The 12,815-nt window shown below is 70.8% G+C and carries 12 protein-coding genes; 6 read left to right on the plus strand and 6 right to left on the minus strand.

From position 1 onward, the window contains the following. The first annotated feature begins 36 nt into the window (after window positions 1-36). A complete protein-coding gene (locus tag AB0H21_RS31240) occupies window positions 37-978 on the plus strand; it encodes a hypothetical protein (protein ID WP_358523770.1) in 942 nt (313 codons plus the stop codon). Between the two features lie 49 nt (window positions 979-1,027). On the opposite strand, the gene AB0H21_RS31245 is transcribed toward AB0H21_RS31240, so the two are convergent. Continuing rightward, window positions 1,028-2,332, minus strand: coding sequence for a site-2 protease family protein (locus tag AB0H21_RS31245; RefSeq protein WP_358523773.1), 1,305 nt, complete (start codon window positions 2,330-2,332; stop codon window positions 1,028-1,030). Between the two features lie 250 nt (window positions 2,333-2,582). On the opposite strand from AB0H21_RS31245, the gene AB0H21_RS31250 reads away from it, so the two are divergent. Beyond that, entirely contained in the window at window positions 2,583-3,188 is a 606-nt protein-coding gene (locus AB0H21_RS31250; protein ID WP_358523775.1) for a response regulator transcription factor, read from the plus strand. A gap of 11 nt (window positions 3,189-3,199) precedes the next feature. Here the strand turns inward: AB0H21_RS31250 and AB0H21_RS31255 are convergent, their stop codons facing one another. Beyond that, entirely contained in the window at window positions 3,200-4,315 is a 1,116-nt protein-coding gene (locus AB0H21_RS31255; RefSeq protein WP_358523778.1) for a PP2C family protein-serine/threonine phosphatase, read from the minus strand. A gap of 119 nt (window positions 4,316-4,434) precedes the next feature. Here AB0H21_RS31255 and AB0H21_RS31260 point away from each other — a divergent pair, with 119 nt between their 5' ends. Both AB0H21_RS31260 and AB0H21_RS31265 read left to right on the plus strand, forming a co-directional pair. Next, window positions 4,435-5,688, plus strand: a complete 1,254-nt coding sequence (locus AB0H21_RS31260; RefSeq protein ID WP_358523781.1) for a GNAT family N-acetyltransferase — start codon at window positions 4,435-4,437, stop codon at window positions 5,686-5,688. 123 nt (window positions 5,689-5,811) lie between these two features. Next, window positions 5,812-6,024 (plus strand): hypothetical protein, encoded by a 213-nt coding sequence (locus AB0H21_RS31265; RefSeq protein ID WP_358523784.1) that lies wholly within the window; start codon window positions 5,812-5,814, stop codon window positions 6,022-6,024. Window positions 6,025-6,185: 161 nt separating this feature from the next. On the opposite strand, the gene AB0H21_RS31270 is transcribed toward AB0H21_RS31265, so the two are convergent. Then, a complete protein-coding gene (locus AB0H21_RS31270) occupies window positions 6,186-6,653 on the minus strand; it encodes a ribose-5-phosphate isomerase (protein WP_358523787.1) in 468 nt (155 codons plus the stop codon). A gap of 131 nt (window positions 6,654-6,784) precedes the next feature. Between AB0H21_RS31270 and def the strand changes: the two genes are divergently transcribed. Continuing rightward, window positions 6,785-7,273: a peptide deformylase gene (gene def / locus AB0H21_RS31275; protein ID WP_358523790.1), complete on the plus strand. Its 489-nt coding sequence runs from the start codon at window positions 6,785-6,787 to the stop codon at window positions 7,271-7,273. Between the two features lie 7 nt (window positions 7,274-7,280). On the opposite strand, the gene AB0H21_RS31280 is transcribed toward def, so the two are convergent. The 3 genes from AB0H21_RS31280 to AB0H21_RS31290 form a co-directional block, all read right to left on the minus strand. After that, window positions 7,281-7,748 carry a hypothetical protein gene (locus AB0H21_RS31280; protein ID WP_358523793.1) on the minus strand — a complete coding sequence of 156 codons (468 nt, stop codon included), beginning with the start codon at window positions 7,746-7,748 and terminating at the stop codon, window positions 7,281-7,283. Next, window positions 7,745-9,148, minus strand: a complete 1,404-nt coding sequence (locus AB0H21_RS31285) for an aldehyde dehydrogenase family protein (protein WP_358523796.1) — start codon at window positions 9,146-9,148, stop codon at window positions 7,745-7,747. The genes AB0H21_RS31280 and AB0H21_RS31285 overlap by 4 nt, the downstream gene beginning before the upstream one ends. A 92-nt stretch (window positions 9,149-9,240) precedes the next feature. Continuing rightward, entirely contained in the window at window positions 9,241-9,891 is a 651-nt protein-coding gene (locus AB0H21_RS31290) for a disulfide bond formation protein DsbA (RefSeq protein ID WP_358523799.1), read from the minus strand. A gap of 354 nt (window positions 9,892-10,245) precedes the next feature. Between AB0H21_RS31290 and pepN the strand changes: the two genes are divergently transcribed. Beyond that, the gene (pepN, locus tag AB0H21_RS31295) at window positions 10,246-12,813 is read left to right on the plus strand and encodes an aminopeptidase N (RefSeq protein ID WP_358523802.1); all 2,568 of its coding nucleotides are present in this window, start codon (window positions 10,246-10,248) and stop codon (window positions 12,811-12,813) included. The last annotated feature ends 2 nt before the right edge of the window (window positions 12,814-12,815 follow it).

Here is a 12,815-nt window from a genome sequence, read left to right on the forward strand (position 1 = left end):
ACCACCGGCCGCCACGCCACCGTGGCCGCAGGCGTCATGACCGTTCTCACCATGTTCACCATGGCCGGGCACACGCTCGCCCCGGCGGCGGCCGCGAGCGCCGCCCCCAAACCGACGGAGAAGCAGCTCAAGGCACAACTGGAATCGCTCGGCAAGCAGGTCGACCGGCTGATCGAGAAGTACAACGCCAAGCGCGTCGCCGTGGCCGAGGCCAAGGCGGCCGAGAAGGCGGCGCGCTCACGCCTCAAGGAGGCCGAGCAGGGCCTGGAGGCGGTGCAGGAGCAGGTGGGCGACCTCGCCCAGCTCCAGTACCAGGCGGGCGACCTCGGCGTCGCGGGCCAGCTCATGTCCCCCGGCTACGGCGGCGCCGCCCTGCTGCTCCAGCTCCAGGACGAGCAGAACGCCAAGATCGCGAAGTTCGCGGTGGTACGGGACGAGCGCAGGAAGGCCTCGGACGAGGCCGCGCGGCTCACCGTGCGCCTGCGCGGCGACGTGGCCGAGGTGACCGCTCAGCGCAAGGACGCCGAGCGGCTGATCGGCCAGATCAAGGACAAGCTGGACGCGCTCGTGCCGACCGCGCCCGGCAAGCGGGCCAACGGATCGTGGGCCCCCGAACTGCCCGCCGGGAGCGACAACATCACCCCGCGGATGCGCCTGATGCGGGCGGAGGTGCGCAGCCACTTCGACCTGAGCTTCCCGGTCGGCTGCTACCGGCCCGAGGACTCCGGCGAGCATCCGCTGGGGAGGGCCTGCGACTTCATGCTCAGCTCGGGCGGCGCGATGCCGTCCGCCGGGCAGGCGGCGCTGGGCGACGCGATCGCCGCCTGGGCGATCAAGAACGGCGGCAAGCTGGGCGTGAAGTACGTCATCTACCGGCAGCGCATCTACAACCTGGGCTTCCCGGGCTGGCGCGCGATGGAGGACCGGGGCGGCGTCACGGCCAACCACTTCGACCACGTGCACATCTCGATGTACTGAACGCCGGACGAGGCGCCGCCGGCCGGGCGGCGCCTCCGGCGAGTGAGGGTCAGCCCGTCAGGCGGATCGGGTTGACGATGTCGGCGTAGATCAGCAGGCCGAAGACCACGAACAGCACCGCCACCACGCCGTACGTCAGCGGCAGGGCCTTGGCGATATCGACGTGCCCCGGCATGGCGCGGCGGCGCACCCGGGCGTACCCGCGCTTGAGACCCTCCCACAGCGCGCCCGCGATCTGGCCGCCGTCCAGGGGCAGCAGCGGGACGAGGTTGAACATGCCGACCGCGAGGTTCATGCCGCCGAGCAACTGGAGGAACAGAGCGATCTTCCCCTCCAGCGGAAGCTTGGAGGCGGCGATCTCACCGCCGATCCTGCCCGCACCGACGACGCTCTGCGGGCTGTCGATCGCGCGCTCGGCCCCGCCGAAGGCTGCCTGGTACACGCCGACGATCTTCTGGGGGAACTGCGCCAGGGCCTGCGCCGTGCGGACGGTCATGTTCCACATCGCGCCGACGGCGTACCCCGGCCCCTGCTTCTCGACGACGATGACGGGCGTGACGCCGAGGAAGCCGACGTTCTTGTCCATCTTCCTCGGATCGGCGGCCGAGGGGCGGTCCTGGGCGATGAGGGTGGTGGTGAGCGTCATCGGCTTGCCGTCGCGGTGGATGCCGATGGCGACGGGGCCGGCGCCGTGCGCGCGGATCAGCCGGGTGGCGTCCTCCCAGGTGCGCACGGGCGTGCCGCCGAAGGAGACGATCGTGTCGTTCGTCCGCAGGCCCGCCTGCGCGGCGGGCGTGGGCTTGAAGGACGAGTCGCACTTCTGCCCCTTGGTCTCCTGCGCGAGGGTCATGACGCACTCGGAGACCTTGGCGACGGTGGGCTTGGTGACCTCGATGCCGAAGCCCATGAAGACGACCGAGAACAGGGCGAAGGCCAGCACGAAGTTCATCAGCGGGCCGCCGAGGAAGATGATGAGGCGCTGCCACCACGGCTTGCGGTACAGGACGCGGTCCTCGTCGCCGGGGCCGACCTCCTCCAGGGATGCCTGCCGGGCGCTCTCGATGAGGCCCTGCCAGGGGCCGGTGGGCATGGAGCGCAGTTTGCCGCCGTCGTCGGGCCGCGGGGGCAGCGGGCCGATCATGCGGATGTAACCGCCGAACGGAATCCACTTCAGGCCGTATTCGGTTTCACCGCGGCGCCGCGACCAGACCGTCGGACCGAAACCGACCATGTACTGCGTGACCCTGACCCCGAAGAACTTGGCGGGTACCAGGTGCCCGAACTCGTGCAGGGCAATGGACAAGGCCATCCCGAGGAAGAAGATGAGAAACCCGGCCACGATGAGCCAGCTCATAGGTGCTACCCCCACCTGCGGAGAAGATGCCTGCTGTTTACATTGCCCCCTCCGAGCCTAACCGAACTCCCCGGCGGACCCCGCCGTACCCCGAAAGACCGCATCGACGACCAACCGTAGGAGTGACTTGCGCGGCGTGGACCGAATCGGGAGACTGCATTGACGGTAAGCAATCATCTAGACACCGTGGGATATGAACCGGCGAAGCGGCATTTGCCGGATCTGTTCCAGGGCCACTCAAGGGAGCGCCTTGATACGCATCCTGGTCGCCGAACATCTCCCGCTGGTACGCCGGGGACTGGTGGCGTCGCTGAACGGGGAGCAGGATCTCATGGTGATCGCCGATGTCGCCTCCGGCGAATACATCATGCCGGCCGCGCTTGAACTCGACCCGGACGCCGCGGTGATCGACGTGGACCTTCCGGACGTCGACGGGTTCACCGCCGCCGCGCGCCTGCACGAGAAGGCTCCCCGCTGCCGGGTGCTGCTGCTGTCGGGCCAGCCCAATCCAGGCCAGGTCCGGCGCGCCTTCGCGGCCCACGCGCTGGGATTCCTGAGCATCGACATCGCCCCCGAGCACCTCGCGGACGGCATCCGCCGCGTCGCCGCCGGGCGCAAGGCCGTCGACTCCGACCTCGCCATCGCCGCGCTGACCTCGGCCGACAACCCGCTGACGCCCCGCGAGATGGACGTGCTGCGCATCGCGGCGCAGGGGGCCGCCTCCAAGGAGATCGCGGCGAAGCTCTATTTATCCGTAGGAACGGTCCGAAACCACTTATCCCGCATCATCTGCAAGACCGGGGCGCGCAACCGCGTGGACGCCGTCAGGATCGCCGCCGAGGCGGGCTGGCTGTAGAGACCGGCAGGTCAGGGACGCCAGATGAGGATGAGGGCGCAGTCGTCGTTGTGCCCCGCGGACATCGAGTTGACGAGGGGACCCGCGCCGTCGTGGAAGCCCGAGGGCACCAGGCGCTCGGCCTCTCCGAGCAGCCGGTCGAGGCCGGAGTCGATGTCCCGCCCGGGCTGCTCGATCAGCCCGTCGGTGTAGAGCATGAGCGCGTCGCCCTTGTGCAGGACCCCGCTGTCGGGCTCGCAGTGCAGATCGGGCACGACGCCCAGGACCACGCCCTTGGCCGCCGACACCTGCCAGGTGCCCGTTCCCGCGTCGAACTTCACCACGGGGGGATGGCCGGCCGAGGTGATCTCGTAGGCCCCGGTGGCCAGGTCGAGGCGCAGGTGGACGGCCGTGACGAACCCCTCCCCCTCGGGCTGGCGGTGGAGGTAGGCGTTGCAGGCGGGCAGGAACGACTCGACCGAGCCCAGCAGACCCCCGAACGTGCCCGACAGCATGAGGGCGCGCGTGCCCGCGTCCACGCCCTTGCCGGACACGTCGACCAGCGCGACCTCCAGGATCGACCCGTGGCGCGTGGAGACCAGGAAGTCTCCGCCGAAGGAGGAGCCACCCGCCTGCTTGAGCACGACGCGCCTGCCCCAGTCCTTGGGCAGCGCGGGCAGGTCGCCCTGCCGTTTGAGCCGGTCGCGCAGTTCCAGCAGCATGGCGTCGCCGCGCAGGCCCTGGACGCCGAGCTTGCCGCGCGTACGGGCCATGAGGAAGGCGAGCACGGTGGTGAAGCCGATGGTGACGAGCAGCCCGGGGCCGACCGACCGGAAGCCCAGGACTGCGGCGATGTAGGCCAGCGCGACCCCCACCGCGCCGATGAGGACGGCCAGACTGCGCAGCCGGAGCTGGAGCCCACCGACCAGCGTGACCAGGATGAGCAGGCTGGGCGAGAACCACTCGGCGGAGACCCGCGCGGCGAGCGCGCCGAGCAGGAGCGTGAGCGCGCTGAGGGTGATGAGAAGGTTCCGGTCGCGCGCCAGTGGCCCCCTGCGGAGGAAGCGCACGATCCGCACGAGGAACGGGACGCGAACCAAGATCGCGCGGAGCCGTGGAGGGATCAGCGGCGCCGGACGAGAACTCATGATGGCCTCGACTCTATCTGTCCCCCGGCCCTTTGGGCAGCAGACTTGACCAAGACCTTGATCATTAAACGGGGATATTAGGTGGCCGATCCGGTTTGCCCGGCCCTAACGTTAATCGGATGAACAGCCAACCAAAGCCCAGGCCAGAGACGGTCATCCGCCCCATGGACGAGTCGGATTGGCCGCAATGGGTGGAGATCGACCAAGAAGCCTTCGTCGAGGACTACAGCCCCGCGCGGGTCGCGCGGTTCAAGGCTCTGATGGAGTTCGACCGCACGCTCGGCGCCTACGACGGCGACCGGCTGGTGGGTTCCACGGTGGGCCTGAGCCTCACCATGACGCTGCCCGGCGGGCCACGCCCCGTATGCGGTGTATCGGCCGTTTGTGTCATTCCCTCGCACCGGCGCAGAGGCATCCTGTCCGGGCTCATGCGCGCCCAGCTCGAAAGCCTGCACGAGGGCGGCGAGCCCGTGGCGCTGCTGTACGCCTCCGAAGGGGCCATCTACGGCCGGTTCGGCTACGGCAGGGCCGTGGACAACCTGTTCTTCCGCATCCCGACACGCGGCGCGCGGCTCGCCGGCCACGCGCCGTCGGACCCCTCGCTGCGGCTGCGCGTGGCGCGTCCCGCCGCGGCGCGCGGCGACCTGGAGAAGGTGTTCGAGTCCGTCCTGCCGAGCCGTCCCGGCCTGTACCGGCGCACCCCGGCGGCGTGGGACGCGGTGCTGGCCGACGACGAAGAGGCCCGCCGGGGCAGGTCCTCGCTGCGCTGCGTGGTGGCCGAGGACGACTCCGGGCCGCGGGGCTACGTCCTGTTCCGCGCGAAGGCCGGCGTGACCGACCACGACCTGCCGGACGGCGAGCTACGGGTGTTCGACCTGTTCGGGCTGGACCCGGCGGCGTACGCGCTGCTGTGGCGGCACGTGCTCGAACGTGACCTGGTCGCGCGGGTGTTCGCCCCGAGCCGGCCGGTGGACGACCCCCTCATGCACCTGCTCGCCGAGCCGCGCCTGCTGAACGCCGGCTGGCTGGACGACATGTGGGCGCGCGTGGTGGACGTCGACCGCGCCCTGCCCTACCGCGCCTACTCCGCGCCCGTGGACGTCGTCATCGATGTCACCGACACCTTCTGCCCGTGGAACGCCGGACGGTGGCGGCTGTCCGCCGACGCCTCGGGCGCCACCTGCCACCGCACGAACGACCCGGCCGACATCGAGCTTCCGGTCAGCGTGCTGGGGGCCGCGTACCTGGGCGGCCGGGCGCTCGGCTCCTACGAGGCCGCGGGCATCATCCGCGAGACGCGGCCGGGGGCGATCCGCGCGCTGTCGGCGGCCATGTCCTGGGAGACCCACCCGTGGGGAGGGCTTATGTTTTAGGCAGTGTTCATGGCGTTCATGGCGTTCATGGCCAAGCCTCCGGCTCGGCGTGGCCGCCCTTTGGGCCCCGAACACGCCTATGGCCCCGCTCCGCTAGGCGGTTCGGCGGCCTACCATCTGGACATGGCACTTCAAAGCTTGCAGATCACCCCGATCACGGCGATGCGGGCGCGAGACGTCTCGCGCCCGACCGGCGAGCAGCAGGACGCCGCAGACCGGCGCCCCCTGCGCGACGAGGCCACCCGCAAGGCCGACCCTCAGGCGAGGAAGACCGAGGCGACGACGCGCGGCACCGAGCCTCAGCGCAGACCCGACCCCCGCCACCGCGACTCCTGACCCGCCCGGAGCGAGGCAATAGGCATGTTCGGGGCGCGGCGGTGTTCTGGAGTCCTCGCGGGCAAGGGTGAGGAACGATCCCTTGCCTGCGAGGGCGGAAGAACGCCGCCAAAAGGGGCGCCCCGAACCGCCGTGCCGGAGGCGCGGCAATAGGCACAGCCCTACGGCAGCGGGGGGATCACTCCGGTGGCCTCGTAGGCCTCGATCTGGGCGATGCGGCGCCTGTGCCTTTCGTCGCCGGAGAACGGGGTCTCCAGGAAGACCTCGACGAAGCGCGCGGCCTCCTCGTGCGAGTGCATGCGCGCGCCCAGGCTGATGACGTTGGCGTCGTTGTGGCGGCGGGCCAGCTCGGCGGTCTCCTCGCTCCAGGCGAGGGCCGCGCGGATGCCGCGCACCTTGTTGGCGGCGATCTGCTCGCCGTTGCCCGAGCCGCCGATCACCACGCCGAAGCTGCCCGGGTCGTTGGCCACGGCCTCGGCGGCGCGGAATATGAAAATCGGGTAGTCGTCCTCGGCGTCGTAGACGAAGGGACCTTCGTCCACGGCCTCGTGACCCCGCTCCTTGAGCGTCGAGACCAGGTGATTCTTCAGTTCGTAGCCGGCGTGATCGGCGGCGATGTAGACGCGCACCCCCCTATTGTCGCAGTCCCGTCCGGCGCGGGTCCATCAGGCCGCGCCGTACGGGCGGCGGGCGCGCCACCGGCCCCGATTCCATTACAGTAATAGGCACTACGCCAGGTGACCTCTTACAGGAGAGCTTCATGCGCGAGATCCGCGTGATCGGTGACCCCGTCCTGCGCACCCCCGCCGATCCGGTCACGGAGTTCGACAGGGATCTGCGCAGGCTCGTCGACGAGATGATGGAGGCGATGTACGCCGCCGACGGCGTCGGGCTGGCCGCGCCGCAGATCGGCGTGTCCAGGAGGTTGTTCGTCTACGACGCCGCCGGGCGCAAGGGGCACGTGATCAACCCCGAGCTGACCGTCGACGACGCCGGCGAGGTCCTGGACGAGGAGGGCTGCCTGTCGGTGCCCGGCCGCGAGACCGGAAAGCCCCTGTACGCGCGCACGCCCCGCGCGGCCGGCGTCTCGGTGAGCGGGTTCGACCGGCTCGGGCGGCCGGTCCGGCTGAAGGCCCGGGGCCTGCTCGCCCGCTGTTTCCAGCACGAGTACGACCACCTCGAAGGCATCCTGTACGTCGACCGCCTGGCCAAGGACGCCGCGCGCAAGATCCTCCTGCAGACCCCCTGACCCCGCCTCAGGCGTCCACCGCAATCCTGGGGCGCACCAGTCGCGCGACGGGCCTGAGCACGAGCGCCAGGCCCGCGAGCAGCAGCCCGGCGACGACCGTCCACTCGTTCGAGCCCCCCGGGCCGTACACATGGCCGGGCCTGCCGGTGTCGAAGGCGGGCGAGGCCGCCCCCGGGGTGAACGTGCCCCGCTCGCTGCCGTAGAAGGCGATCCCGTCCCGCACGACCCTGCCGTCCGCGGACCGGAACGTGCCGAGCCAGGAGCACTGCTCGTGACCCGGGTGCTCGACGCACTCCAGCCGCCGTGCGGTGAAGGTGCCCTGCGTGCCCTGGCCGCGCAGGGCCGCCAGCGCGGGGCCGGCGTTCTGCAGGGCGAGCACGACCAGCAGCAGGCCGCCGAGCGCCAGCGCGACGTCGAACGCGCCGATCCGCCGGACCCGTCGCGTGCCCGTGCCCTGCCCCGCCGCCGTGCTCACAACTGCAGGGACTTGAGCTCGAAGTACTCCTCCAGCCCGAACTCGCCGAGCTCGCGGCCGATGCCGGACTGCTTGTAGCCGCCGAACGGCGCCGCGGGGTTGAACCGGCCGCCGTTGATCGCCACCTGGCCGGTGCGCAGCCGCCGGGCCACGGCCACCGCCTCGTCCTGCGTGCGTGCCCACACCGCGCCCGCCAGGCCGTACGGCGTACCGTTGGCGATCTCGACGGCCTCGTCCTGCGTGGCGTAGGGGACGATCGACAGCACCGGGCCGAAGATCTCCTCCTGCTCGATCGCCATGCCGGGCTCGACCCCGGCGAAGACGGTCGGCTCGACGAAGTAGCCCGGCCCCGGGGGGAGGCCGCCGCCGGCGACGAGCCGGGCGCCTTCCTCCTGTCCCCGGGTGATGTACCGGGCCACGCGGTCGCGCTGGGCGGCCGACACCAGGGGGCCGAGGCGGGTCGCCGGGTCGAAGGGGTCGCCGACGGTGTAGCCGGACGCTGCGTCCACGGCGCGCTCGACGGCCTCGTCGTAGGAGTCGCGGTGGACGAGCATGCGCGTCCACGCCGAGCAGGTCTGGCCCGAGTTCACGAAGGCGTTGGCGACGCCCGCCTTGACGGCCGCGCCGAGGTCGGCGCCCGGCAGGATGATGTTGGCCGACTTGCCCCCGAGCTCCAGCGCCACCCGCTTGACCGTCTCCGACGCCAGGGTGGCGACGCGCCTGCCCGCGCGGGTGGAGCCGGTGAAGGAGACCATGTCGACGTCCGGGTGGGCGGCGATCGCCTCGCCGACGACCGGGCCCCGGCCGCTGACCATGTTGAACACCCCGGCGGGCAGGCCCGCCTCGTGGAAGATCTTGGCGAGCGCGTACGCGGCCAGGGGGGCCACCTCGCTCGGCTTGAGCACGACGGTGCATCCGGCCGCGAGGGCGGGGGCGACCTTGCAGACGACCTGGTGCAGTGGGTAGTTCCACGGCGTGATGGCCCCGACGACGCCGGCGGGCTCGCGCAGGACCAGTGAGTTGCCGACGCGCGTCCCGGCCTCGGAGAGCTCTTCGGCCAGGCGGGCGTGGTCGGCCAGCACCCCGGCGGGCATGAGCGTCTGCACCTTGAGCGCGAGGCCGTAGGGCGCGCCCATGTCGGTGGCGATCGTCCTGGCGACCTCCTCGGCGCGGGCCTTGAGCAGGTCGGCCGCCGATCTCAGCAGCTTGCCGCGCTCGGCGGGCGTGGTGGCGGCCCACGCGGGGAAGGCCTCGCGCGCGGCGGCCACGGCGCGGTCGACGTCCGCCGCCGACCCCGCGGGCACGCGGCCGATGACCTTCTCGGTCGCCGGGTCGATCACCTCGACCGCCTCGCCCGACGCGGAGTCGGCCCAGGTTCCTTGCACGTAGAGCTGCCGCATACCCCTCACCCCTCGCACGGGTTCACAGCCCGATCCGACCACGGCTCACAGGGCGCCGCAACCCTCGGCGGCGCCCCGTACGCGTTCCGTGATCAGTCGAAGATCGGAGAGCGGGTGCGCGAGCGCTTCAGCTCGAAGAAGCCGTCGGTGCGGGCGACCAGGAGCACGCCGTCCCAGAGCTTGGCCGCGTCCTCTCCCTTCGGGGCCGGGGAGACGACCGGGCCGAAGAAGGCCACGTCGCCGACGGCGATGACCGGCGTGCCGACCTCCTCGCCGACGAGGTCGATGCCCTTCGCGTGCGACCGGCGGATGGCCTCGTCGTGGTCGGTGACGTCGGCGGCGTCGACGAGGCTCGGGTCGAGGCCCGCGGCCTCCAGCGCCTCGGCGACGACCTCGCGGAAGACGGCGGAGGCCGCACCCGCGTCGTCGCCCATGTCGACGCTCTTGAGGCGGCCCTGGTTGTGGATGCGGGTGCCGAGCTCGGTGTAGAGCGTGCCGAGGACGTCCTCGCCGTACTTCTCGGCGGCGGCCTGCAGGACGCGGACGGGCTTGATGGCGTGCTTGAGGATCAGGCGGTATTCCTCGGAGATGTCCTTGTCCTCGTTCAGCACGGCGAGGCTCATGATGTGCCACCGCGGCTCGACCGGCCGCACGGCGGCGACTTCGTGGAGCCAGCGAGACGTCATCCAGGCCCATGGGCAGATGGGGTCGAACCAGAAGTCCACCGGGGTTCGTTCAGTCATGGCCGTCTTCCTGCTCGTGATTCCAGTAGCTCGCAGCCACAACCTCCGCCGCCCCGGCTTATATTCCCCCGAATCCGGTAGGGAATTGAAGCCGATCATCACCGGCGCCGTCGTCACCATGCGTAACCGCCGTCACGGTCTTGGCGTGCAGGGTCCGAAGTCCTTCACTAAATCCTGACTTTTCCAACTTCGGCCGTTCGCGCGGCCCCTCTTGCCCGGCGCTTCGCGGCGAGCGTAAGCCCCTTCACCGGCGGGGGAAGGAGCGCTTCCGGTGCGGCATTCCGGCGACCGACGTGGCAGGATTCATGCATTCCTCTCGCGAAGGGGCGGGGGAGATTGTGATGAGGAGCGGATGTGGCAGGCAACCTGACCCGTGACGAAGCCCGGGAGCGAGCCCGACTGCTGAAGGTCGAGTCCTACTCGGTCGAACTCGACCTCACCGAAGGTGACGAACGGTTCGAAAGCATCACATCGGTCCGCTTCTCCTGCACCGACCCCGGCGCGGCCTCCTTCATCGAACTGGCAGGCGCCAAGCTCCGCTCGGCCGTCCTCAACGGCGCCGACCTCGACGTCGCCACGTACGACGCCGAGACCGGCCGTCTGCCCCTGCCCGCGCTCGCGGCCGAGAACGAGCTGCGCGTCGACGCCGACTGCACCTACATGCGCACCGGCGAGGGCCTCCACCGCTTCGTCGACCCCGTCGACCAGAAGGTGTACCTGCACTCGCAGTTCGAGACGGCCGACGCCCACCGCATGTACGCCTGCTTCGACCAGCCCGACCTGAAGGCGACGTTCGAGCTCGCCGTGCTCGCCCCGGCCGACTGGGAGGTCATCTCCAACGCCGCCCCCGACTCCGTCGAGGACCTCGAGGAGCACCGCGGCCGCCACGGCACGCTGCGGACCGCCAAGCGCTGGCACTTCCCGTCCACCCCGGTGATGTCCACCTACATCACCGCGCTGATCGCCGGGCCCTACTCCGTGGTCCGCGCCGAGCACGACGGCATCCCGCTCGGTGTCTACTGCCGCGCCTCCCTCGCCGAGCACCTCGACGCCGACAACGTGCTCGAGGTCACCAAGCAGGGCTTCGACTTCTTCCACCGCGTCTTCGGCCTGCGCTACGCCTTCGGCAAGTACGACCAGATCTTCGTCCCCGAGTTCAACGCGGGCGCGATGGAGAACGCCGGCGCGGTCACCTTCCTGGAGGACTACATCTTCCGCTCCCGCGTCACCGACGCGATGGTGGAGCGCCGCGCCGAGACGATCCTGCACGAGATGGCGCACATGTGGTTCGGCGACCTGGTCACCATGCGCTGGTGGGACGACCTGTGGCTGAACGAGTCCTTCGCCACCTACATGTCGGTGCTGTGCCAGGCCGAGGCCACCCGCTGGGGCCAGGGGTCCTGGACGACGTTCGCCAACGTCGAGAAGTCGTGGGCCTACCGTCAGGACCAGCTCCCCTCCACCCACCCCATCGCCGCGGACATCCCCGACATGCAGGCCGTCGAGGTCAACTTCGACGGCATCACCTACGCCAAGGGCGCCGCGGTGCTCAAGCAGCTCGTCGCCTATGTCGGGCTGGACAACTTCCTGGCGGGCGTGCGCGACTACTTCGGCGAGCACGCCTGGGGCAACACCGAGCTGAAGGACCTGCTGTCCGCCCTGGAGCGCACCTCGGGCCGCGACCTGTCCTCCTGGTCCAAGGAATGGCTGGAGACCGCCTGGGTCAACACGCTGCGCCCGTCCTTCACGGTCGACCCCGAGGGCAGGTTCCTCAACTTCGAGGTGCTCCAGGAGGCCCCGGCCGACTACCCGACGCTGCGTTCCCACCGCGTCGCCATCGGTCTGTACTCCCGAGACGGCGACGCCCTGGTGCGCGTCAAGCGGGTCGAGCTCGACGTGGTCGGCGCCCGCACTCCTGTGAAGGAGCTCATCGGCGAGGCGCAGCCCGACCTCGTCCTGATCAACGACGACGACCTGACGTACGCCAAGATCCGCCTGGACGATCGGTCGCTGCGCACGCTGGTCGACGGCGGCATCGCGGCCTTCTCCGAGTCCCTGCCCCGCGCCCTGTGCTGGTCGGCGGCCTGGGACATGACGCGCGACGCCGAGATGGCGACGCGCGACTACGTCCGGCTGGTCACCTCCGGAGTCCACTCGATCACCGACATCACGGTGCTGCAGACCGTCCTGCGCCAGGCGCGCCTCGCCGCCCAGCAGTACGCCGACCCGGCCTGGCGCGAGACCGGCATGGCCGAGCTGTCGGCGGCGCTGCGCGGCCTGATCGCCTCGGCCGAGCCCGGATCCGACCACCAGCTCTCCTACGTCAACGCGTTCACCACCGGCGCCACCTCGCCCGGCGACCTGGCCTACGTCAAGGCGATCCTCGACGGCACCGACGTCCCGGAGGGGCTCACCGTCGACGCCGACCTGCGCTGGACGCTGATCCACGCCCTGGTCTCCGGCGGAGTCCACTCCGCCGAGGACATCGCCGAGGAGCTGCGGCGCGACCCGACGGCCACAGGCGAGCGCTCGGCCGCCCTGTGCCAGGCGGCGATCCCGACCGCCGAGGCCAAGGCCGAGGCCTGGGCGTCCATCACCGGCGGCACACTGAGCGGCGCGGTGCTGCGCTCGACGATCGTCGGATTCATGGACCCGCACCACGTCGACCTGCTCCAGCCGTACGGCGAGCCGTTCTTCGACGAGGTCGGCCGCATCTACAAGGAGTGGACGTTCGACACCGCGTCGCGCTTCGCGATCGGGTGCTACCCCGTGCTGCTGATCGACCCCGCCACGGTCGCCCGCACGCAGGACTACATCTCCGCCGAGGAGCCGCCGCACGCGCTGCGCCGTCTCCTGCTGGAGGGCGCCGACAGTATCAGCCGGGCCCTGCGCGCCCGCGCCAAGGACGCCGCAGCCGGCTGACC

It is taken from the genome of Sphaerisporangium sp. NPDC051011, from assembly GCF_040653595.1.
GTDB lineage: Bacteria > Actinomycetota > Actinomycetes > Streptosporangiales > Streptosporangiaceae > Sphaerisporangium.